The 21,798-nt window shown below is 46.1% G+C and carries 22 protein-coding genes; 7 read left to right on the forward strand and 15 right to left on the reverse strand.

The window, feature by feature from the left end; genetic code table 11:
* Nucleotides 1–127 precede the first annotated feature (127 nt).
* Together GOU96_RS12105 and GOU96_RS12110 are read left to right on the forward strand one after the other, a co-directional pair.
* Nucleotides 128–568 (forward strand): PTS sugar transporter subunit IIA, encoded by a 441-nt coding sequence (locus tag GOU96_RS12105; protein WP_042987922.1) that lies wholly within the window; start codon nucleotides 128–130, stop codon nucleotides 566–568.
* An 11-nt stretch (nucleotides 569–579) separates the two neighbouring features.
* A complete protein-coding gene (locus GOU96_RS12110; RefSeq protein WP_267782639.1) occupies nucleotides 580–1,983 on the forward strand; it encodes a fructose-specific PTS transporter subunit EIIC in 1,404 nt (467 codons plus the stop codon).
* Between the two features lie 75 nt (nucleotides 1,984–2,058).
* Here GOU96_RS12110 and GOU96_RS12115 read toward each other — a convergent pair whose 3' ends face one another.
* Nucleotides 2,059–3,924: a fructose-specific PTS transporter subunit EIIC gene (locus GOU96_RS12115; RefSeq protein ID WP_267782637.1), complete on the reverse strand. Its 1,866-nt coding sequence runs from the start codon at nucleotides 3,922–3,924 to the stop codon at nucleotides 2,059–2,061.
* Between the two features lie 229 nt (nucleotides 3,925–4,153).
* Here GOU96_RS12115 and GOU96_RS12120 point away from each other — a divergent pair, with 229 nt between their 5' ends.
* Nucleotides 4,154–4,453 carry a PTS fructose transporter subunit IIB gene (locus tag GOU96_RS12120; protein WP_000706152.1) on the forward strand — a complete coding sequence of 100 codons (300 nt, stop codon included), beginning with the start codon at nucleotides 4,154–4,156 and terminating at the stop codon, nucleotides 4,451–4,453.
* Between the two features lie 8 nt (nucleotides 4,454–4,461).
* Nucleotides 4,462–5,241: a PTS sugar transporter subunit IIA gene (locus GOU96_RS12125; protein ID WP_000972031.1), complete on the forward strand. Its 780-nt coding sequence runs from the start codon at nucleotides 4,462–4,464 to the stop codon at nucleotides 5,239–5,241.
* On the opposite strand, the gene GOU96_RS12130 is transcribed toward GOU96_RS12125, so the two are convergent.
* Nucleotides 5,233–6,072: an AraC family transcriptional regulator gene (locus GOU96_RS12130; RefSeq protein WP_267782634.1), complete on the reverse strand. Its 840-nt coding sequence runs from the start codon at nucleotides 6,070–6,072 to the stop codon at nucleotides 5,233–5,235. The genes GOU96_RS12125 and GOU96_RS12130 overlap by 9 nt on opposite strands.
* Before the next feature lie 371 nt (nucleotides 6,073–6,443).
* Here GOU96_RS12130 and GOU96_RS12135 point away from each other — a divergent pair, with 371 nt between their 5' ends.
* A complete protein-coding gene (locus GOU96_RS12135; protein WP_267782632.1) occupies nucleotides 6,444–8,345 on the forward strand; it encodes a fructose-specific PTS transporter subunit EIIC in 1,902 nt (633 codons plus the stop codon).
* A 61-nt stretch (nucleotides 8,346–8,406) separates the two neighbouring features.
* On the forward strand, nucleotides 8,407–9,627 hold the full coding sequence (manA, locus tag GOU96_RS12140) for a mannose-6-phosphate isomerase, class I (RefSeq protein WP_057554803.1): 1,221 nt from the start codon (nucleotides 8,407–8,409) through the stop codon (nucleotides 9,625–9,627).
* Nucleotides 9,628–9,746: 119 nt separating this feature from the next.
* Here manA and GOU96_RS12145 read toward each other — a convergent pair whose 3' ends face one another.
* Nucleotides 9,747–10,199, reverse strand: a complete 453-nt coding sequence (locus tag GOU96_RS12145; protein ID WP_000647492.1) for an L-alanine exporter AlaE — start codon at nucleotides 10,197–10,199, stop codon at nucleotides 9,747–9,749.
* A gap of 346 nt (nucleotides 10,200–10,545) precedes the next feature.
* A complete protein-coding gene (gene cqsR, locus GOU96_RS12150) occupies nucleotides 10,546–12,750 on the reverse strand; it encodes a hybrid sensor histidine kinase/response regulator CqsR (RefSeq protein ID WP_267782626.1) in 2,205 nt (734 codons plus the stop codon).
* A gap of 213 nt (nucleotides 12,751–12,963) precedes the next feature.
* Here cqsR and GOU96_RS12155 point away from each other — a divergent pair, with 213 nt between their 5' ends.
* Nucleotides 12,964–13,536 (forward strand): YecA family protein, encoded by a 573-nt coding sequence (locus GOU96_RS12155; RefSeq protein WP_267782624.1) that lies wholly within the window; start codon nucleotides 12,964–12,966, stop codon nucleotides 13,534–13,536.
* Between the two features lie 71 nt (nucleotides 13,537–13,607).
* On the opposite strand, the gene nadA is transcribed toward GOU96_RS12155, so the two are convergent.
* From nadA to cydB, 11 genes are all read right to left on the reverse strand, one after another.
* Nucleotides 13,608–14,669, reverse strand: coding sequence for a quinolinate synthase NadA (nadA, locus tag GOU96_RS12160; protein WP_000018286.1), 1,062 nt, complete (start codon nucleotides 14,667–14,669; stop codon nucleotides 13,608–13,610).
* 173 nt (nucleotides 14,670–14,842) lie between these two features.
* Nucleotides 14,843–15,607 carry a tol-pal system protein YbgF gene (gene ybgF / locus GOU96_RS12165; protein WP_000492450.1) on the reverse strand — a complete coding sequence of 255 codons (765 nt, stop codon included), beginning with the start codon at nucleotides 15,605–15,607 and terminating at the stop codon, nucleotides 14,843–14,845.
* Between the two features lie 15 nt (nucleotides 15,608–15,622).
* Nucleotides 15,623–16,141, reverse strand: a complete 519-nt coding sequence (gene pal, locus GOU96_RS12170) for a peptidoglycan-associated lipoprotein Pal (protein ID WP_001176628.1) — start codon at nucleotides 16,139–16,141, stop codon at nucleotides 15,623–15,625.
* A 31-nt stretch (nucleotides 16,142–16,172) separates the two neighbouring features.
* A complete protein-coding gene (tolB, locus tag GOU96_RS12175) occupies nucleotides 16,173–17,498 on the reverse strand; it encodes a Tol-Pal system beta propeller repeat protein TolB (protein ID WP_001932512.1) in 1,326 nt (441 codons plus the stop codon).
* Between the two features lie 41 nt (nucleotides 17,499–17,539).
* Entirely contained in the window at nucleotides 17,540–18,610 is a 1,071-nt protein-coding gene (tolA, locus tag GOU96_RS12180; protein WP_000662244.1) for a cell envelope integrity protein TolA, read from the reverse strand.
* Between the two features lie 17 nt (nucleotides 18,611–18,627).
* The gene (locus GOU96_RS12185) at nucleotides 18,628–19,068 is read right to left on the reverse strand and encodes an ExbD/TolR family protein (protein ID WP_000929546.1); all 441 of its coding nucleotides are present in this window, start codon (nucleotides 19,066–19,068) and stop codon (nucleotides 18,628–18,630) included.
* A 2-nt stretch (nucleotides 19,069–19,070) separates the two neighbouring features.
* Nucleotides 19,071–19,754, reverse strand: coding sequence for a protein TolQ (gene tolQ, locus GOU96_RS12190; protein ID WP_000123085.1), 684 nt, complete (start codon nucleotides 19,752–19,754; stop codon nucleotides 19,071–19,073).
* Nucleotides 19,744–20,151 (reverse strand): tol-pal system-associated acyl-CoA thioesterase, encoded by a 408-nt coding sequence (gene ybgC / locus GOU96_RS12195; RefSeq protein WP_001091290.1) that lies wholly within the window; start codon nucleotides 20,149–20,151, stop codon nucleotides 19,744–19,746. The genes tolQ and ybgC overlap by 11 nt, the downstream gene beginning before the upstream one ends.
* Nucleotides 20,152–20,319: 168 nt before the next feature.
* Nucleotides 20,320–20,637 carry a cyd operon protein YbgE gene (gene ybgE, locus GOU96_RS12200; RefSeq protein WP_001286620.1) on the reverse strand — a complete coding sequence of 106 codons (318 nt, stop codon included), beginning with the start codon at nucleotides 20,635–20,637 and terminating at the stop codon, nucleotides 20,320–20,322.
* On the reverse strand, nucleotides 20,630–20,737 hold the full coding sequence (gene cydX, locus GOU96_RS12205; RefSeq protein WP_000270285.1) for a cytochrome bd-I oxidase subunit CydX: 108 nt from the start codon (nucleotides 20,735–20,737) through the stop codon (nucleotides 20,630–20,632). Before cydX ends, ybgE begins: the two co-directional genes overlap by 8 nt.
* Before the next feature lie 12 nt (nucleotides 20,738–20,749).
* Nucleotides 20,750–21,798, reverse strand: a 1,049-nt coding sequence (cydB, locus tag GOU96_RS12210) for a cytochrome d ubiquinol oxidase subunit II (RefSeq protein WP_324701968.1), incomplete at its 5' end; no start/stop codon positions are given.

Raw genomic sequence — 21,798 nt, forward strand, 5'->3', positions numbered from 1 at the left:
AACGACGAATATCACACTTAATTGTGTGTGGTACAAATCTATAGCGAGTGAATTATTTTTGCTATTTCGGCAAAACCCAACATCCATTAATTTTAGCTCATCAGTTAAATACTTTATGAGCCAATAAATGATCACCGAACTCACCAATGCCCATTTAATTAAAGGCAACCTTCAAGCAAATAGTAAAAATGAAGTTTTTGCAGAATTGGCGCAAATGTTACTTGAGAATAACCGCATCAGTAACAAAGAGGATTTTTTAAACGACATTGAAATACGTGAAAAATTAAGTGTCACCTCAATGGACGGCATCGCCTACCCACACTCAAAAAGTAAAGCCGTTACAAAACCTGCCATCGCTGTTGGTGTAAAGCACGAAGGCATTGAATATGGAGATGAAGAAGGCATCAAACCGACCGTATTCTTCATGATTGCCTCTCCCGACAACGGCGCAGACCACCATATTTATGTTCTTCAAGAATTATTCGGAAAATTTAGCGAAGAATTTATTGAAGATATTCATAACGCAAAAAATGAACATCAGATCCTTAATATTTTAATTCAATCATAAGGCGTGAAATTATGAGTACCCTAACCGCTCAAGCTACTAATAATAGTAGCGATTTCAAAAAAATTCTCAGTACCATGAAAGGCCACCTTTTATTTGGCACCTCACATATGTTGCCATTTATTGTTGCCGGTGGTGTACTATTGGCGCTGGCGGTAATGGCATCAGGTAAAGGTGCGGTTCCTGCGGACGGTTTATTGGCGGATATTTCTAATATCGGCATTAAAGGTCTGGTGCTGTTCCCAATTATTTTGGGTGGTTTCATCGGTTATTCCATTGCCGACAAACCAGCACTCGCGCCAGCGATGATCTCATCTGGCATCATGGCTGACATGGGCGGCGGCTTCCTTGGCTGTATCGTAGCGGGCTTAATCGCCGGTGGTGTGGTATTCCAACTTAAGAAAATCCCTCTTTCTGCCAACATGACTGCGTTGGGCGCTTACTTTATCTACCCTCTTATCGGCACGCTTATCTCTGCAGGTATCGTTCTATGGGGTATCGGTGAACCCATCAAGCTCTTTATGGCTTCTATGAACGAATTCCTAGCTTCTATGGCTGGCGCTTCTAAAGTGGTTCTAGGTACGATTCTTGGCGGTATGACTGCATTCGATATGGGCGGTCCAATCAACAAAGTCGCAACGCTATTCGCTCAAACTCAAGTGGATACTCAACCATGGTTGATGGGTGGTGTGGGCATCGCAATCTGTACGCCTCCTCTAGGTATGGCGCTAGCCACCTTCCTATTCAAGAAGAAGTTCACTAAGCAAGAGCAAGAAGCAGGTAAAGCGGCAGCAATCATGGGTTCTATCGGTATCTCTGAAGGTGCTATCCTATTCGCAGCAAATGACCCAATGCGCGTGCTTCCTTCCATCGTTGCTGGTGGTATCGTTGGCTGTGTGTTTGGCTTCCTGACTAACGTTCTGCTTCATGCTCCTTGGGGCGGTCTCATCACCGCGCCAGTATCAAGCAACATTCCAATGTACGTTGTAGGTATCGCACTAGGCTCACTCACCACTGCACTCATCGTTGGCTTCTGGAAACCAGTCGCGGAAGAAGATGTGGAAGACGAAATCGCAGAAGCTGCACCGACGCAAGCTCAAGCGGCTCCAGCAGCCGGCGAAGGCGAGTACGATATCGTTGCTGTCACTTGTTGCCCATCTGGTGTAGCACACACTTTCATGGCAGCCAAAGCACTTGAGAAAGCAGGCGCAGCAGCGGGCATCAAAATCAAAGTCGAAACGCAAGGTCAAAATGGCATTAAAAACCGCATCACTGACCTAGATGTCGCAAACGCAAAACTGGTAATTCTCGCTCACGATATCCAAGTGAAAGATGCTCACCGCTTTGCCAACGCGAAAGTCATCGAATGTTCGACCAAGGAGGCGATGAAAAAAGCCGCCGAACTTATCCAAGCTTAACCCTTAAGCTCCTCCCCCAGAGCCCTTTCCCCCAAAGGGCTCTTTTTCTATCTCATAGTGTGGTGATTCAGAATGTTATCGCTTTATCTGCACCAATCCCGCGGCATTTAAAATCGCGTCTTTCGTTGTCACGTCAATGACTTTAATGTGCTTGAAGCGTTCTGGCTCTTTAATTGCCACATCGTGCGCAAAGATTACCAGCTTCGCTCGTTGCACATCTTTGGCCGTGATTCGATTGATGATGCCGTTGGCGCCTTGTGTTTCTACTTTGATTTTCACTCCCGCCAGATAGGCGGCTTTTTCGAGTGATTTAGCCGCTAAAAACGTATGAGCAACGCCAGAAGGGCACGAGGTGACGGCAAGAATGTCGGCTTGCCCTTCTCCAATCACCGATGAAAAAGCAAGTGACTGCCCCTGCTCATTGTCCTGCTCGTGCACCGTTTTCTTCAGTGCAATAGCAATCAGTGCCGTGGTCAATGCACCGGCGATAGTGCCAAGAATATACCCTAACTTACCGTCCACAACTGGCAGCACAATCCAACCGCCCCAAGGAGCGTGATTGAGCACTTGAAAGAGAAAACCAATCACGTTGCCAACAATACCACCCGCAATAATTGCAGGTAGTACGCGCGCGGGATCAGCGGCGGCAAACGGAATCGCCCCTTCACTAATGCCAATCATACCCATGATGCCCGCCGCTTTTCCGGCTTCACGTTCATCCCGTTTGAATTTACTTGGTGACAATAAGGTCGCAAGCGCCATCCCCAATGGTGGGGTACAAATGGCAATCCCCACCCCACCCATTAGCCAAGGTTGGGTGTTGACTTGAGTTTGGGCAAAAAGCGTGGCGACTTTATTGATTGGGCCGCCCATGTCAAAAGCGGTCATCGCCCCCAATACCGCTCCGAGCACCACTTTGCCGGAATCGGCCATCGATGCCAAAAATTGATTGAGCCACAGCATACTGCTGGCAATCGGTGCGCCGATTAACCACATCACAGCACCACAGGTTACAAACGTCCCCACCAGCGGATAGATGAAGATGGAACCCAGCGAACTCATGCTGCCGGGGAGAGCGATTCTTTTCAGTTGACGAACCACAAAGCCTGCAAAAAAACCCACGATGATCGCGCCAATAAAGCCTGTTTGATATTGGTTTATCGCAATCCAGGTGCCAATCATGCCGGGGGCCAAACCGGGTTTATCTGCCATCGAGTAAGCGATATAACCACCCAATACCACCGTAAATAGGGTTAAACCAGCAATACCCATTTGAGCGATATCCGCCAACACGCCCTCTTCTGGCACCGCTCCGTGACCAGACATCATCACTGAAAGCGAGAGCAACACCCCACCCGCCACGATAAACGGCATCATGTGAGAGGTACCAAATAATAGATGCTCTTTAACGCGAGCTAATCTTTGTGCCATTGGGCTTAGCGGCGGGTAATCGGCATAATCCAGTACCTGTGTAGAGCTTAATGTTGAGTGGTGTGGGTGAATGAAAAGGGCGAGTGCCTGCTCAACACTTTCTGCGGATTTAAGCTGTTCAACAAATCCCTCTTCAATCAATTTACTGGAGATTTGTGCCAATACTTCAATGTGGTGATGATCTTCTCCATCCGGTGATGCCAGCATAAAAAACACATCAGAAAGCTGACCATCTTCTGCACCGTAATCTATCCCTTGGCGGCTAATACCCACTACGACTGCAGGCAACGCCACCGCAGCACTTTTGGCGTGTGGAATGGCAATCCCTTCTTCAAACCCTGTATTTCCGATCTCTTCTCGTCGCCAGATGTCGTTTAAAAATTGCTGCTTATCGGTCAATTTTCCTGCGTTATCGAGCAACTCAACCAGCTCAATCAGAACATCTTCTTTGTTATTGGCTTTCAGATCTAAACAGATGATTTCAGGTTCGATCAGATGGGTAATATCCACAATTGTTTTACCTTACTGTTGTTTGAATTGGCATTGCCATCCCGATGCGCCTCGCGTACGCGCGTGGCTAGAGTAACGAGCGACACTCTTTCAAGACACAGGACAAAAGATGCAATAACTGGATTAATGTAACATTCGATTTGAACTGTGAACTGGGTCTTGGCCGAAAACGGAGTATTTGCCAAGCGCTATGTTACTATCGCCACAAAAATAACAATGAGGGATTTCCATGAAAATTGTTGCGGTCACCGCCTGCCCAACGGGCATTGCTCATACTTATATGGCGGCCGATGCTTTGACCAAAGCCGCACCAAAGTACAATGTGCAGATCAAAGTGGAAACTCAAGGTGCGATGGGTATCGAGAATCCTCTCACGCCTTATGACCTCTCTCATGCCGATAAGGTGTTGATCGTCTCCGATATCGACATCGAACAGCCTGCACGATTTGAAGGGATGAAGGTGGTGAAGCTCTCGATCGAAGAAGTGCTACTCAATGTCGACAAAGTCTTTCTCGTCCACTGCCGCTGATCCTTGGCATGATGCATGAATTCCAAGTCACCTTCTTGGTGAATGATGTGAATGCCAGCGCCCATGTTGCCCAACCGCTGTCTCGCGTTGCGCGTAAGTTCAAAAGTACCCTGCATATCATCAACATCACCAGAAACCGCAGTGCTGAACTCACTAAATCTCTCGCAGTATTGCAGGTGGGGTTACAAGAAGGCGATTTATGCCAAATCACTGCCATCGGCATTGATGCTGAACTCGCCTGTTTCGTGATTAAAGACATGCTTTCTGCGCATTACACTGTTGTGGGCTCCAAAATCAACTATGAGTTCTCTAGCCTGCTCGCCGAGCGCCTGCCACAAATATGCCCGCCGAGTGAGGTGAAATGGCACTATGCTAAAGCCCATACCACACTGACCAAATTTGAGTGTTTGAAAGGGTTAGCACAACTGATCTACCCCGTTTCACCCGATGAGTTGATTTTGGCTTTTATCAAACGCGAAGAACGCTCTTCCACCTGCGTAGCGCCCGGGATTGCGATTCCCCATGTGATGTTTGCAGACATAGAACACATTGCGGTTGCCGTTATTAAGAATGATGAGGCGATGGATTGGGCCTCTCAAATGGGAGAGGTGCATTTAGCGATTGCTTTGGTGATGCCGAGTAAGCCCAATCGAGATCAAATCATTACCGCAACCAACCTGACCCGAAATTTACTGTGCGATCAAATGGTAGAACGTTTACTACTGACACGCAGCGGCGTTGATTTACAAGCTCTGCTGATGTACGCGATGTCACGCCTGTTAAATTGAAGCGCGATAATCCGTTGGTGTACGGCCTGTACGATTTTTGAAAACGCGGCAGAAGTAATTCACATCTTTAAACCCACAGCGTAGCGCCACTTCATTGAGCTTAAAGTTGTACTTTTTCAGCATAAATTTTGCGCTATCAACCCTGACCCACGTAATGTAATCGGCCAAGGTCATATGCCCTTGCTGGCGAAACAGCCTCGACAAATGGTTGGCAGAGATACTAAAACGCGAAGCAATACTCTCTCGCGTGATCGGGCGGTGAAAATTCTCTTGGATATAGATACAGATCCCTTGGTAGAGATCCTGCACTCGGTTTTGTGGCTGCTCTGTCGGCGCATTCAACATAGTCTGGGTATATTGAAGTAGAGCTTGCAGCAACAGCTCATCCATCGGTTTTTTATGATTCTCACGCGCCAATGAGCTGAGCGCTTCTAAAATGTTATCAATAGCAAACCCTGAGCGCGTTTGGATACTGTGCTTTTGAATATCATAAAAGTTGGCTTCGCCTTTGCGCTTACTGACAAAACTCAGTCCTAGTTGGCGGCGTCCAAATAACATGCTCAACACTGAGCAATCGGTATCCCAGTTCGGTTTATTCCAACAGTTAGCGGGAATAAAAATCGCATCTCCGGCTTTGGCAATTATTTTCGTGACTTTACGGTCATGGCTTTCCATTTCATTTATATACTCTCCACCTAAGACCAATTCTAAGCGTGGAAAATTCACCTGATAACTGAACTCAGGCGGTGTATGAAAATCACCCGCAAACCAAATATGATGAAATGATTCACGCTCATTAAGCACCGAGGAAATCAAATCATCAAATATCATATGCAAACTCTCACTTCGTCATCGCACTTTTATTAACGTCAGGTATACCCCGAATGCCATTGAGTCTCTTTGAGCAACATCACACTCAAGCCAGAATGATACAATAATCCAGTTTTAACACCAACTCTCTAGCACAAATCTCCACCACGAATAACAACAAACACATTATAAACAAATGAAAATTAATGAATTAATCCTATACTCATTACTTAAAATTGGCCTTACTACCCCAATAGACGCTACGAGATCTAAATCACACCAAACCAATAGCGTTACAATCCTCCAGTGAATGTTTTATTTCTGCACTAATAAGAAAAATAAAAAAATTAAAGAATAACTCTGACATAAAAATAAAATGTACAGAGGTCTCTATGATCAACCAATTGATTAATGCCGATTTAATTCAGCTTGATCTGCAAGCGAATTCCAAACAAGCCGTATTTGAAGAACTGATAAATATTCTACATGCCCAAGGGCGAATTTCAGATAAAGCGGCATTCTTAAAAGATATTCAAACTCGTGAAGAGTTAGGTAATACCGGATTTGAAGATGGTGTCGCTATTCCGCATGCTAAAAGTGCAGCGGTGACTCAACCAGCTGTTGCAATTGGTGTCAGCCGAGAGGGTATCGACTATGGCGCAGAAGATGGTTTGCCTTCCAAGCTTTTTTTCATGATCGCCTCCCCCGATGGCGGCGATAACCACCACATTGAAGTGTTGGCCGAACTCTCTTTCAAACTGATTGAAGAAGGTTTTATCGAGGCTTTTCTCAACACGAAAAGCTCAGAGCAAGCACTAGAATTACTGCTGAAAAAATCCGCGCCTACACCTCTTGCAAACCAAGCAGAAAGCAAAGGGCTGATTATCGGTGTTACCGGTTGCCCGGCAGGTATTGCTCACACTTACCTTGCGGCTGAAGCACTGGAAAAAGGCGCGGCGGCTTTGGGTTTTGAGATCAAAGTGGAAACCAATGGCTCGATTGGGGTGAAAAATAGCCCAAGTGCGGAAGAAATTGAACGCGCTGAAGCGATTGTGGTCGCCTGTGATAAACAAGTCGACATGGCACGTTTTGCCAGCAAACGCCTCATCAAAACAAATGTGAAAGCGCCAATTCGTGATGCACAAAAGCTGATTAATGAAGCGTTAAGGGCGCCAACTTATCAAGCTGAAACGGTTAAGACTCAATCGGTGGCAAACAAAGCCTCACAAGCTCGCTCAGATTTGTATCGCTTTTTGATGAATGGCGTTTCGCACATGATCCCATTTGTGGTAACTGGCGGGCTTTTAATTGCACTGGCTCTCGCGGTGGGTGGTGAGCCAACTGAAGCGGGTATGGCTATTCCAGCGGGCAGTATGTGGAACCAAATCCTTGAAGTGGGCGTAGTGGCCTTTACCTTGATGATTCCCATCCTTGCCGGCTACATCGCCTACGCCATTGCCGATCGCCCTGCGCTCGCTCCCGGTTTAATTGGTGGCTGGATTGCCAACAACGGCTCTTTTTATGGCGCCGATGCAGGTACAGGATTTATCGGTGCCATCATCGCGGGTCTCTTGGTCGGTTATTTCGTGAAGTGGATTACTTCCATTAACTATCACAAGTTTATCCAACCCCTAGTGCCGATCATGATCGCGCCGATCACGGCATTGCTGTTCATCGCTGGTCTGTTCATTTTCGTTATTGGCGCTCCCATTGCGAGCCTGATGGATGGCCTCACTGCTCTACTGACTAGCATGAGTTCCGGCAACGTTATTCTGCTCGGCATCGTACTCGGTGGCATGGCAGGCTTTGATATGGGAGGCCCATTCAACAAAGTCGCTTTCCTATTCTCTGTAGGCATGATTGCCAGCGGCCAAACTCAATTTATGGGTGCGATGGCCTGTGCGATTCCCGTTGCACCACTCGGCATGGCACTCGCAACAGCGATGGGCCGTAAGCTCGAACTGTTTGAGTCTTCTGAGCTTGAAGCAGGTAAAGCCGCAGGCGCGATGGGCTTAGTCGGTATCTCTGAAGGCGCCATTCCTTTTGCGGCGCAAGACCCAATGTCAGTCATTCCAGCCAACGTGTTGGGCTCTATGGTTGCCGCGGTCATGGCATTCTCTTTTGGCATCACCAACAGTGTGGCTCACGGTGGCCCCGTAGTCGCCCTGCTTGGCGCAATGAACTACCCACTGCTTGCCCTACTTTGTATGGCAGCTGGTGCGGGTGTCACCGCCATCACCTGTGTGACGCTCAAAAAAATCCGCTCACAAAAGTTTGAAGCCGCTGCGGCTTAATTCTCCCTTCCTCGTTATGGCTTGAGGTTCCACTCAAGCCATCTTTCTAACGGTGACGACAATGACTCAGATTCCGACTCAGGATACAGCCCTACCAGAGGCAGTATTCTTCCCGATGACCAACCCTATCCAAAACTACGCATGGGGCAGTAAAACCGCTTTTCAGCAGTTGTTTGAACTCGAAAACCCAACCGATGAACCCCAAGCAGAGCTATGGATGGGCGCTCATCCTAATGGCTGCTCCGGTATAGCCATTAACGGCAAAATCGTTCAACTTTCCGACTTTATTGCGCAAAATCCAAACTTGATTTTGGGTGAATATACCGCGCGGCAGTTCGGCGAACTCCCTTATTTGTTTAAAATTTTGGCGGCGGAAAATGCACTCTCCATTCAGGTCCATCCAAACAAACAACAAGCAGAGCGAGGCTTCGCCCAAGAGGAGAAATTAGGCATTGCGCCCACGGCTGCCTACCGAAATTACAAAGACCCAAACCACAAACCGGAGTTGGTTTATGCGCTCACCGAATTCCAAGCCATGAATGGCTTTCGTGCCAATCAGGAAATCCTTAACTACTTTATTGAGTTATCGATAGATGAGATTCAGCCTCTCGTTGACGCATTCCAATCAAATCCGACAGAACAAGGGCTCAGAGACTTTTTCTCAGGGCTACTCTCATTACAAGGAGAGACCAAAAACCGTGCGCTTGAAGTATTGATAACTCAAGCTAAGCAGATTGATCTGCCTCTTTTCCAGTTGATCGTCGAATTGGAAAAACACTATCCCAATGATATTGGTTTATTCGCCCCTCTGATGCTCAATGTGATTACCTTGCAGCCAGGTGAAGCGATGTTTTTAGACGCAGAAACGCCGCACGCGTATTTGCACGGAACAGGCCTTGAGATTATGGCCAACTCAGACAATGTGCTACGCGCAGGGCTCACGCCAAAATATATGGATATTGATGAATTAGTGGCATGTACTCAGTTCAAACATAAGCCACTTGAGCAACTACGCCTTAAGTTTGAAGTCATTGAAGGGTGTGAACAATATCCGATCCCAGTTGCCGATTTTAAATTTGCCATCATCCCACCTACGACTCAGCAGACTATCGGCGTTAAAAGTGCAGAAGTTGTGCTGCCTCTCGATTCTTCAATGATATTGCGACATGCAAATGGTGAGAAATGCCTTGTCCGAAAAGGACAATCTGTCTTTATTCCGGCTTATGCTGAGCGATACACCATTGAGTGTGATGGTCGTGTAGCAAGAGCTTTTAGCGCCTAGTATTAGCCTAAAAGGCCAGTTGCACTTATTCCCTAGATCTGATTGCTCGATTTAGGGTAATAACTGAAATTGGCCAAATTAAATGGAGTGGCAGTTAACAGGGCAAATGTTTAACCGTATTAACCCTCAGAGACTGTATAGCCGGGAACTTTAAACCAACGGCGGCACATATCGAGGAAATAGCCGTACAACACACCCATTCCACACGATACCAATGCATTGGTGGCCACAGCAGTAATGATTTGATCGGTAGAAGCGCCTACGGTGAAGAGAATGGCGGCATAAACCGGCGATTGAAAGAGAACGTAAGCCACGAGATCGGAGAGATTTTTCATCCAACCGGTTGGGGAAATTTTGCGCCCTTGGCGAAGAACATAATCTCTAAACACACCATACGGCCAAGCAATCGCGATATTAACGGGAATGGAAAGGGTTCGGGAAGCGAGTGATTGCTGAAAGGTCATTCCTGACACAAAAATTTCAATAATCATGCCTGTTACAAAACAAAAGACGACCATCGCAAAAGTATCAGCCGCTGCATGACGAATACAAAACGGACCACGAGCTTTCATTTACATCCCCTATAAAATATATCACTACAATTTTGCAATCATGACCAAACATGTCACTGCCATAATTCCAAATTGGCAGTTTATGGAACCATTAAACCATACAAAAATTAGTTTTAGGCTTTGTTTTTAAACTCGCACGGTAAATAAAAAACCAAAAAAAGTAATTAAAATAGTATCTACAGCTACTTTTACGCGTTCTTAGTCAAAACATCGGTTTCTCAGTTTACGTTTGGTAATTTTATTACATCACGCTGAGCACGGTGAGACAGTTTCTTGCCAGCCGAACTTGGCCACACGCATAAGAAAGAAATATAGGAAGTAAGGAAGTGAAAGAAGGAACCGTGATTTACTCTACCGATGGTAAAGAAGGTTCGCAATGAAACTGGTACAGGCGCTCTGAGTGTTGTTCAAGCGCCATATCTAGCTCATGCTCTGCAATGGGTTTAGCAATAATGTCATCTGCCCCTGCAGAGAGCATTTTATCTCGGGTATCTTTGAAAACATCTGCGGTACAACCAAACAGCAGTATCTTGGCTTGCGGCAGTGGCAACTGACGAATTTCTCTGGTGGCTTGAATGCCATCTTTTAACGGCATGTGGTTATCCATTAAAACGAGATCAAATGAGCTTTCCTGTAACGCGGTAATCGCTTGTACACCATCCATCACGCTATGGCACTCAAAACCTTTATTGCGCATAAAAGCTTCCAGAATCATGATGTTCGTACGGTTATCTTCGACAATCAGCACCCGTAAACCGGGATACGTTTTGGCTTTAGTAGGTTTCACATCTTCGGTTACTGGTTCGGTAATCGCTAATTTAACTCTCACCTTAAAACAAGAACCCTGTCCAACTTCACTTTGCACTAAAACAGTGCCATTCATTAATTCCGCAATCTGTTTAACAATAGCCAAGCCTAAGCCTGTACCACCAAAACGCCGTGTTGTGTGTGATTCCGCCTGTTCAAAGGGTCGAAAGATACGCCCTAACGACTCTTGCGCGATGCCGATCCCCGTATCCTGCACTTTGATGATCAAGTAATTCTCTTCGTCACAGCTTTCTTCACTTAACCCTATTGCGACAAAGCCTGCTTCGGTAAATTTCACCGCATTACTAAGCAGATTGAAGATAATTTGCCGCAAACGCGCCTTGTCTCCGTAGTACCATCGTCCATCAGTAATTTCTGAGTTCAGTTGGAATTTCAGTCCTTTTTCAACACAAAGACTGGAGTAGATACTTTTGATGCTGCCGATGATCGATTTGAGCGGAAATGCGCTGTGATCCAACTCGAATTTGCCTTGCTCTATTTTTGAATAATCTAAAATCTCATTGAGCAATGACATCATATGTTCGCCCGATTCGTAGAGACTGGTTAAGTGCTGTCGCTGCTTAGGGGTCAATTCATCTTTCAATAGGATTTGCGCGGTACCGAGCACGCCATTCATCGGCGTTCGAATTTCATGAGAGAGCGTGGCTAAAAATGCACTTTTCGCTTTGGTCGAGGCCTGAGCTTTGACTTTTTCTGCCTCTAGGTAAACCGTTTTTTGGTTAAACGTATCAATAAGATGGCGGATCTCATCCTGAGATTTGTACCGAATATCGATGATTTCACCTTCTCTCGACTCACTCACCTTTTTCGCAATTAAGACAATTGGGCGGATCCAATAATGGCTAATTAAAAAATACCCCACCATCACACAGAGCAGCAGGATCGGCATCAATCCTTTTTCGATGTTGATAATTAAGTCGAAGATGATTTCATCGACATGCTGATTGGCATTCACCACTTCAATCTGCCAATTGAACTCGCCAAAACTATAGTAACTGACCAACGCATTATCATAAGTGCGGAAGTTATGTGAGACGACCTCAACCCCAAAGGCATCTTTAAGATTCACACCTAAGTTGTACTGCTCTGCTGTCGCAGCAACGAATTGGATTAAGCTTTCAAGTGAGAGATCAACGGTAGCAACGCCCGCAAACTGACCGTTACGATAATAAGGGGTCGAGACCGTGATCATTTCCACACGGGTATAGGGGTCGACATAGACAGGTGACCAGAAATAGAGCCCTTCGGCTTCACGTTCTGCAGCCAGGTACCAGCTTTCTCGGTCATACCCCCCGGCTTTGGGGTTATTCCATGAGCTCAGTTGGTCAACCTGTCCATCGGTTGCTTTATTAAAAAACAAGCTGTCATATCGTAGTGAGGGGTCAGTTGCCGATAGATTGGGTTCCGGCCACAACCCTCCGCTAATGATCACTCCGCCAACAACAGAAAATAGTGAGCGCAGCATGCGCTCTTGCTCTTCCTTATCGGCAGCGCTTTTGCCAATGCTATTAACACTCTGCAGAACCCCTATCGAGTTATTCAATGGCTCACGAATTTGGGTAGCCAGTAACTCCGCTCTCAGGGCTAGATTATTTTTCAGTTCTTTTCTAAATGGGACTTCAAGCCCCCAATAACTCAGCGTTCCTACAATCGCAAGGAAGAAGGCCAAATAAATGGTCAGCGCTAGAATACTTTTCTTTTTAAGCGAGGAGCGAATAGCCATAACCAACTGAATTATTTTTTGTTTACAAAATTATAGCGAAATTATTCTGTCAGGCTTTCTTTTCTCATCGATTTTCCATGGCGCTGTGCACAAACTAACATTCTTAGGCAGGAATTTTAGCCTTAAACGCTGAACAGAGAGAACAAGCGGATGCCCTGAGCACGCTTTCCAGATAAAATAGGCGCACTGATATTTATTGAGCACTCACATCTCATGCAAACCTTACAAGAAATCCTGCAGCAGCCAGAATTAGAAAACAAACTCCTCAATCAAGCTAAAACCGTCGGTTTTGTTACCGCTATGGCTTGCTGTCCTAATGTCTTACCCCCTGAAGAATGGCTCCCCTTCTTATGGGGTGGAGAAGAGATTGCACCTTTTTCGGATCCTATCCAATTAGAAAACTATTTCGAGCACATCATCGCACTTTGGAATGAAACACGATCTCAGCTACTAGAAGGCAACTGGCAATGGCCAACTGGCTACTTGTTGGATGAGGCAGAAATCGTGAATCAAGAGGTACGTGATTTTTGCGAGGGGATGCTACAAGGTTGGCAATTAGCGCGTGATGATTGGGAGGTGTTGATGCCAGAAAATAGTTCGGATAATACCCTGCTTGGTGGCGTGCTTCTTTCATTAAGTATGCTCTACGATCCTGAAACATCGATCGCCACACTTTATGAGCAAGGCTTCACCGGTTTAGAGCAATTTGCTGCAATTTATCATGCGATTCCAGTGATGTTGTGTGGAATCACACAACGTGGTGTCACGTTAGCTGAAGCTCAGTAGCCATCATGTTTGCTAGACATGCCCGTTTTTTTCGATGGGCATGTCTATTTTCAGCACAACAGACAGCTTACTTACGCGTTGCCTTTCACTTTTAAATTCAGTTGTTCAGCGAAATCCAACATACGATTAAGCGGAATAAGTGATTTCACTCTCAGCGCTTCATCCACAAAAATTTCATGCTGTTTACCACCTTCACGCAGTGCTTGTGCAATAGCCTGAAGGCCATTCATCGCCATCCAAGGACAATGCGCACAACTACGGCAAGTCGCTCCCGCACCTGCGGTTGGAGCTTCAATCAGCTCCTTCTCGGGAACCATTTGCTGCATTTTAAAGAAAATTCCTTTATCCGTAGCAACAATCATTTTCTGCTGTGGTAATGTCTTAGCCGCTTTAATGAGTTGGCTTGTTGAGCCTACCGCATCCGCCAATTCAACAACACTCGCAGGCGATTCAGGATGAACCAAAATCGCAGCATCAGGATAAAGTGCCTTCATCTTACGCAGAGCATCAGCAGAAAACTCATCATGCACGACACATTCGCCCTGCCATAACAGCATGTCTGCGCCCGTTTTCTTAGCAATATAAGCACCTAAGTGTCGATCTGGGCCCCAAATAATAGGTTTACCCTCAGAATCTAAGTGCTCAACAATTTCCAGAGCAATGCTTGATGTCACCACCCAGTCGGCACGCGCTTTCACCGCCGCTGACGTATTGGCATACACGACTACCGTATGATCAGGGTGTGCATCGCAAAACTCAGTGAACTTGTCTGCTGGGCAACCAAGATCGAGGGAGCACTCCGCTTCGAGCGTCGGCATTAAGATGCGTTTTTCTGGGGTCAAAATCTTTGCTGACTCTCCCATGAAACGTACGCCCGCAATAATTAAGGTTGTGGCTGGATGGCGGTTGCCAAATTTTGCCATCTCTAGCGAGTCACCCACAAACCCACCTGTCGCTTCAGCAAGCGCTTGAATTTCAGGATCCGTATAGTAATGAGCAATCAACACCGCATCTTTCTCAATTAAGAGTTGTTTAATCTCAGCGATATAAGCTTGCTTTTCCTCATCCCTAAGAGGGATAGGTTTTGGGGGAAAGGGATAAACTGTATTTATAGTATCGAGTATGTGGCTCATTGCTCTTGCTCTACACAACTTCCATAGACGGAGCATTGTACACTCTAGCCAGCAGCAAGCAAAATTGAATGCCCTAAACAAGGAGGGAGAAATAATGTGTAGCGATGAATAACCCTGTCCATAACAGAGTGAAAAGCTGAAACGAACAAGAGCTGCATTCGCAGCTCTTGTGTTTATTTAAGGTTTTCTTTGGCAATTTTAGCAGAAGCACTATCGGGATATTCATCCACCGCTTGCTGGTAAAATTTACGTGCCTGCTCGGCGTTATTATTGCGTTTCGCAATATCGCCCAACTTAACTAATGCATCAGCCCGTTTGTTAGAGCCTTTATCCGAGACAACAGCTGCAAAACTTTTCGCGGCTTCTTTGTCTTCTTTCTTGGCAAAATAGAGCTGGCCTAGCCAGTAGTGAGCATTAGCAGAGAAGGTCGAATTAGGGTAGTCAGTCTGAAACTTCTGGAAAGCGGCAATCGCACCTGCGTAGTCACGCTTTTTAAGGATCAGATCAACAGCATTCTGATAAGCAGCCTGTTCATTAGCGTCGCTACTGAAGGTGCCTTGTGCAGCCTCATCATTGCTGCTTGTTGGTAGTTGGCCGGCTGCGGAGGAAGGTGACTTCATCTCGCCACGCACACGGTCAAGTTCTACAAACAACTCCCTTTGACGCTGCAACATTTGCTGCATGTCATAGTTGTTTTTTTCAATCTGGCCCCGTAATTCATTGACTTCAAGTGCCATATCATCGAGTTGCTTTTGCATTTGCAACTGCACAAGATTACGGCTTTCGAGGAGACGTTCGAGACGTTCAATTTCTGAACTCCGCGAACCACCGGATACGTTGCTACCTAAGTCAGATACTGGAGCGGGTGCAGCGAGCGCGTAGCTCGCTGCACTTGCCAGTAACATCAGCATGACAACGTGCTTTAAGTTACTGAACATGAGGCATCACCTCAATTAGTAAACCAGAACTGCACGACGGTTTTTCGCGTACGCTTCTTCTGATTGACCTAGAACTAGAGGCTTCTCTTCACCGTAGCTAACGATAGACAGTTGGCCAGCTTGAACACCCAGAGCTTCTAGGTACTTAGCAACTGCTTGAGCACGACGCTCACCCAGTGCGATGTTGTACTCAGGAGTACCGCGCTCATCAGCGTGACCTTCGATAGTTACGCGTAGGCTTGGGTTTTTCACTAGGTAAGCAGCGTGTGCAGCTAGCATTGCTTCGTAGTCGCTCGCGATAGTTGCGTTGTCGAATGCGAAGTAGATAGTTTGGTTTTCACGCAGAGCTTGTTCTTTCAGTTCTTGCTCAGTCAGTTGACCTTGTGCATTCAGACCATTTGAGTCAACAGTAGACACTGCTGATTGGTTAGTTTGAGAACCTGAGTTCGCAGCATCATCACTTGAGCTACAAGCGGTAACAGCTAAAACTGGTAGCGCAATCAGCAGACTCTTAAGAACTTTGTTAAGTTGCATTTCCTATTCCTTTCTATTAAACAGTTACTTGTTATAAAAACGGTGACCATGCTGGAGCACGAACGCGCCCATTGGTTGCCGGTAATCTTGCTTTAAAGCGTCCATCAATGGATACCATCGACAAGACGTTGGCCTTATTGTAGATGGAGCTATAAATCACCATACCACCATTCGGCGCAATACTTGGGGACTCATCTAACAAGGTTTTTGTCAGAATCTGCATTGCCCCTGTTTCTAAATCCTGCTTCGCGAGATTGAAGCCGGAATCACTACGATTCACCATCACCAAGAATTTTCCATCCGGTGTAATTTGGCCACCCAAGTTTTGGCTACCTTGCCAAGTTAAACGCTTGGTTTCACCGCCGGATAAATTTACTTGATAAATCTGTGGTTTACCACCCCGATCTGAAGTGAAAATTAAAGATTTACCATCTGGATGCCAGAAAGGTTCGGTGTTGTTGGAACGGCCACTAGTCACCTCTGTTAAGCGACGTGTAGCCAAGTCCATCGTGTAGACCTGTAAATTACCAGTTTTTGATAAAACCAGCGCTAGCGTTTTACCATCTGGTGAGAATCTGGGCGCACCATTATGACGTGGGAATGACGTCAGCTTCTCTCGCTTCCCACTGTAGATGTTCATCATGTAAATTTCGGCTTGTCCGTTTTGGAAACTCACGTAAGCCAAAGTCTGACCATCAGGTGACCAAGCGGGTGACATAAGCGGCTGCTTAGAACGAAGCACAAGACGTTCGTTATAGCCGTCATAATCAGCAATTCTCAGTTGATAAGGATACGGATCCTTATCATTGACCACAACGTAAGCGATGCGCGTTAAGAAGGCGCCGCGTTCACCGGTCAATTCCTCATAAACCAAGTCCGCAATACGGTGGGCATATTCACGCATTCTTGATGCAGGAACGGTCGCCACTTTATTAAACAAAACATGATCTTTAGATAGCACCAATTGACCATCCTGAGACAGAGCTTTGCTTTGGCCTTGAGTCAGTTGTCCACGCACAATGTCAACCAGTTGATAACTAATTACATAGCTACCTTCCGCATTTTGCGTGATCGTACCCGTCAATAATGAATCGACCCCCATAGATGTCCATTTGCCAAAGTTAACCTGCTCTTCGCTATAAGGCGTCTGTGGCATTTTGCTAGTCGGAACTGGGCTAAATTTACCACTGCGCTGTAAGTCAGAGGCAATCACCGCAGAAACGTCTTCAGGCAACTTGGTTGCGCCTTCCCATTTGAAAGGAACTATCGCAATCGGACGTGCAGAATCAATACCGTCAGTAATAACTAGCTCCAATGCTGCATTCGCAATATTGGAAAAACCGGTACCGATGAGCATCAAAACAAAAACTAATCGCTTAAACACAAGCCTTCCCTTCCTTATTCAGGTGCTACGGTTAAATTAATATTCTTAAGTTTTTCCACAACGTCTGGTTGATCTTTCGGCAATGGAAAACTATTCACTTGGGCAACAGCGCGTTTGGTTGCTGCACATAAACGACTGTCACCATCCAAAACGGTTAAGCTACCCAGTAATGCGCCAGTCCCAGTAGGAATAAGCTTTAGGTTTACCCTACACTGCTTCCCTCGAAAACTGTCTTCCACTAACAGATTCTGCCGGATGAGCTGGGTGTAGATGGCTCCATAGCGCCCTACTTCCGAAGTAACAAACTGCTGACGTGCCGCATTATTTTGCTGACTTTCTTCACTCAAGCTGCCAAAAATATCATTCAAGGCCGCTTCTTGAGCTTTACGTTCAGCTTCTGCTTTTGCCGCGCGTTCTTTTTCTTTCTTGGCTTTATCTGCCGCCTCTTTGGCCGCTTTTTCCTTTGCTAAACGTTCTTGCTCAGCTTTCGCTGCCACTTCTTTTTCACGTTTGGCTTTTTCTTCCGCAAGCTTGGCTTCTTTTTCACGTTCAATACGTTGCTGTTCTGCCTTTGCCGCTGCGGCTTCTTTCGCCACGCGTTCTTGCTCAGCTTTTTTTGCGGCTTCTTCTTTCACTTTGCGTTCAGCCTCTGCTTTTGCAGCACGCTCTTTTTCTTCGCGAGCTTTCTGCTCAGCGGCTAAGCGCTCTTGTTCTTTCTGCTCACGCAACTTTTCCGCTTCACGAGCCGCTTTAGCTTCTTTAGCCTGTTGCTCTTTCAACTGGCGGATCCGCTCTTCTTCTGCTTGTCGATTTTTCTCTAGCTGTTCGCTTTCACGACGGAGTTTATCCAGTCGCTCTTGCTCTTTTTTCGCCGCCTCTTCACGCTGACTACGAATTTGCTGAGCTTGCTGACGAACGAGCTGAGGATCAATGACCACCGCTTCAATCATCTGGCCTGTCGGTTCAGGATCAGACATGGTGAAATCGGCTCCCCAGAGCAGTATCGCGACTAAAGCACCGTGCATAGCCAGCGAAATAGTTATCGATTTAGCATCATTACTTTTTCTGGACTTATTCTCTTTCATGCTCAGTATTAAACCTATTATTTAAGGTCCGTGAGTAGCCCTACTTTAGGAATACCAGCTTGACCCAACTCATCCAATACCAAAACAATCTCTGCGTAAGGTGTAGCGGCATCGCCACCCACGGCCACAGGTGAATTAGGTTTAAGAGACAATTCTGCTTTCACTCGAACAATCACATCTTCGATGGATAGACCGCGTTGAACTTCTTCATCATTAACACTCAGGCCAAGATTACCTTCTTTATCAATCTCAACAATGATAAAGCTAGAATCGCTATCACCCGCTAGATCTTGTGCTGATTTAGCCGAATGAGTTTTCGGCAACTCCACATCCACACCTTGTGTTACAAACGGTGATGTCACCATAAAAATAATGAGGAGAACCAGCATAACGTCGATGTAAGGAACCACGTTAATCTCTGCTTTCATCTCACGTTTTTTGGTTTGATAGCCAGCCATAGTTATTCCCTGCCAGCCATCGCTTGACGGTGGAGAATGGTATGAAACTCTTCCGAGAAGGTAGCGTAAGTATGTTCAAGCTTACTGACTTTATTGCTAAGACGGTTATAGGCCATAACGGCTGGAATCGCAGCAAATAGACCAATCGCCGTTGCAATCAGAGCTTCTGCAATCCCCGGAGCAACCATCGCTAACGTGGCTTGCTTTACCTCTCCAAGAGCGATAAACGCATGCATGATACCCCACACAGTTCCAAATAGACCGATATATGGGCTGATGGAACCGACAGTTGCCAAGAAAGGTAAGCTGGTTTCGAGTGAATCAACTTCACGAGCCACAGCTACGCGCATGGCTCGCCCTGTACCTTCCATCACAAAATCAGGTGCACCCGGATTGGTCTTACGTAAACGAGCAAATTCAGTAAAGCCAGCATAAAAAATTTCCTCAATGCCATAGATGTCATCTTTACGTTTTTTGACATCTTGGTATAGCGAACCGAGATCCATTCCAGACCAAAAGCGGTCCTCAAAGGTATCCGCTTCACGCTCGGCAGCAGAGATAACTTTACTACGTTTGATAATTGCCGCCCACGAGGCAACCGACATTCCCAAAAGGGTCAGCATTACCATTTTTACTAGGAAGCTAGCTTGTAAAAAAAGGTCAAGAAATGAAATATCAGCAGTCACTGCAGTTTAACTCCAAACTGATTAATTGAGGCAAAGCTCTCGGCCTCATGCTCTCATTGTCGATACATGCTACCTTAACCTTGGCTTTAGACAACACAGTGCCTTCAGGATTAACGAGTTCCTGACAGAAGGTTAAAGAAGCTTTTTTTAATTCTGACACTCTGGTCACGACTTCCAAATGATCATCTAACTTAGCGCCTTTAAGAAAATCGATCTCCATGTGTCTGACCACAAAGCCAATACCTTGTTCCAACAAACTCTGTTGATGAACACCAACAGCACGGAGCATTTCGGTACGGGCTCTTTCGAAGAATTTTAGATAATTTGCGTGATAAACCACTCCACCAGCGTCAGTATCTTCGTAATACACCGTGACCGGCCAATGAAAAGTGTTCATGGTTTTGATAAAAATCTCATACACCGAGGAATGGCTGCTACTATAGCGCAACTCGCTCACGATAGTACAAGCCCGTGCAATGTTTTCTTACCTAATGATAAAAAATTAGCGCTGTCTCAAAATGACAGCGCTAATCTGAATAAAAACTCATCAACAATACGAATTGAGCTAGCTTATTAGCTGCACCAACGTCAAATAACTCAGAATGGTCAATGATAGATATGGACTGAACACGATCTGCCATACCCAGTGGCGGGGCCTAAACCCTACCCCAAAGACCATACTGGCACATATTGCCCAAATCATCAGCGGCGCAATAACTGCGTTGAAGCCGCCGATTCGATCTGCGTAACTATTCGGATCCCACATCACCATCGCGGCATTGTAGAAGCCTAATAGTAGCGATAAGGCCTTGAGCAAGGCCTTATCGGTGATGTCATGACAGCGAGCGATCTTTTCAGACCACTTTAATTGCCAATCACTCACTATCTTTATCCATCATCTCAGTGTGCTCTAACCAAAGAGCATTGATGATGCCGAATGCACAGGCGAGTAATACGCCAAGGATCCATGCGAAATACCACATAATGAGCGCTCCTTAGTACAGTGAATTCTTGTTATCTTCGATGAATTTATCATCGAGACGACCAAACATTTTGTAGTAACTCCAGATGGTGTAACCCAAAATGATAGGCACCATGACAACCGCAACCACAGTCATCAGCTCTAGCGTCAGCTTGCTTGAAGTTGCATCCCACATAGTCAAGCTATGAGCCGGATTCAAACTTGAAGGCATAACGAATGGGAACATGGCGAAACCTGCGGTGAAGATAACGCCAGCGTTACCTAAACTAGAGGTCAAAAATGCCAAGCCACCTTTATCTAGACGTGACGCCAAAACCGAGAGTAGAGGCATCAACACACCCAGTGCAGGAGCTAACCACAGTACTGGTACTTGTTCAAAGTTGTGTAACCAAGCGCCCGCTTCACGAATCACTTCTTTGTTGAGCGGATTCGATGCGGCATTACCGTCAATCGCACCAACAATCATATAACCGTCGATGTGCTGGACCCAAAAGCCTGCGGCCACAAAACACACGGCGGTGAGCAAACCGGTCAGTTGTGCCACATTACGAGCACGTTGATGTACATGCGATGTCGTTTTCATTTGCAGCCATGCAGAGCCTTGTAGCAAGGTCATGAACAAGCTGACAAGACCACAGAGCAGAGCAAATGGATTGAGCAGACCAAAGAATGAACCATGGTAGGTCGGCATCAAGAAATCACTCAGTTGGAAAGGAACACCTTGTAGCAGGTTACCGAATGCCACACCAAAGATAACCGGCGGAATGAATCCTGACGCTGAAATCGCTAAATCCCAGTTATTACGCCATTTTGTACTCTCGATTTTTGAGCGATAGTCTAGACCGACAGGGCGTAACCACAGCGCAGCAAGTGTCACAATCATAGCCAGATAGAAACCTGAAAATGAAGTGGCGTAAACCAGCGGCCATGCGGCAAACAAAGCACCACCGGCTGTGATGAGCCAAACTTGGTTTCCATCCCAGTGTGGGGCAATAGAGTTAATCATCACTCGGCGTTCATTATCATTTTTACCAATGATAGGGACTAGCGCCCCAACGCCCA

Origin of the sequence: Vibrio sp. R-1 (assembly GCF_035615595.1) — a bacterium.
In the GTDB taxonomy this organism is placed as follows: Bacteria; Pseudomonadota; Gammaproteobacteria; order Enterobacterales; family Vibrionaceae; genus Vibrio; species Vibrio cholerae.

Excerpts from the sequence above, each read along its gene's own strand:
- GOU96_RS12105 (WP_042987922.1), top strand. The coding sequence starts at position 128 with ATGATCACCGAACTCACCAATGCCCATTTAATTAAAGGCAACCTTCAA.
- GOU96_RS12110 (WP_267782639.1), top strand. The coding sequence starts at position 580 with ATGAGTACCCTAACCGCTCAAGCTACTAATAATAGTAGCGATTTCAAA.
- GOU96_RS12120 (WP_000706152.1), top strand. The coding sequence starts at position 4,154 with ATGAAAATTGTTGCGGTCACCGCCTGCCCAACGGGCATTGCTCATACT.
- GOU96_RS12125 (WP_000972031.1), top strand. The coding sequence starts at position 4,462 with ATGATGCATGAATTCCAAGTCACCTTCTTGGTGAATGATGTGAATGCC.
- GOU96_RS12130 (WP_267782634.1), bottom strand. The coding sequence starts at position 6,072 with ATGATATTTGATGATTTGATTTCCTCGGTGCTTAATGAGCGTGAATCA.
- GOU96_RS12135 (WP_267782632.1), top strand. The coding sequence starts at position 6,444 with ATGATCAACCAATTGATTAATGCCGATTTAATTCAGCTTGATCTGCAA.
- manA (WP_057554803.1), top strand. The coding sequence starts at position 8,407 with ATGACTCAGATTCCGACTCAGGATACAGCCCTACCAGAGGCAGTATTC.
- GOU96_RS12145 (WP_000647492.1), bottom strand. The coding sequence starts at position 10,199 with ATGAAAGCTCGTGGTCCGTTTTGTATTCGTCATGCAGCGGCTGATACT.
- cqsR (WP_267782626.1), bottom strand. The coding sequence starts at position 12,750 with ATGGCTATTCGCTCCTCGCTTAAAAAGAAAAGTATTCTAGCGCTGACC.
- GOU96_RS12155 (WP_267782624.1), top strand. The coding sequence starts at position 12,964 with ATGCAAACCTTACAAGAAATCCTGCAGCAGCCAGAATTAGAAAACAAA.
- nadA (WP_000018286.1), bottom strand. The coding sequence starts at position 14,669 with ATGAGCCACATACTCGATACTATAAATACAGTTTATCCCTTTCCCCCA.
- ybgF (WP_000492450.1), bottom strand. The coding sequence starts at position 15,607 with ATGTTCAGTAACTTAAAGCACGTTGTCATGCTGATGTTACTGGCAAGT.
- pal (WP_001176628.1), bottom strand. The coding sequence starts at position 16,141 with ATGCAACTTAACAAAGTTCTTAAGAGTCTGCTGATTGCGCTACCAGTT.
- tolB (WP_001932512.1), bottom strand. The coding sequence starts at position 17,498 with ATGCTCATCGGTACCGGTTTTTCCAATATTGCGAATGCAGCATTGGAG.
- tolA (WP_000662244.1), bottom strand. The coding sequence starts at position 18,610 with ATGAAAGAGAATAAGTCCAGAAAAAGTAATGATGCTAAATCGATAACT.
- GOU96_RS12185 (WP_000929546.1), bottom strand. The coding sequence starts at position 19,068 with ATGGCTGGCTATCAAACCAAAAAACGTGAGATGAAAGCAGAGATTAAC.
- ybgC (WP_001091290.1), bottom strand. The coding sequence starts at position 20,151 with ATGAACACTTTTCATTGGCCGGTCACGGTGTATTACGAAGATACTGAC.
- cydX (WP_000270285.1), bottom strand. The coding sequence starts at position 20,737 with ATGTGGTATTTCGCATGGATCCTTGGCGTATTACTCGCCTGTGCATTC.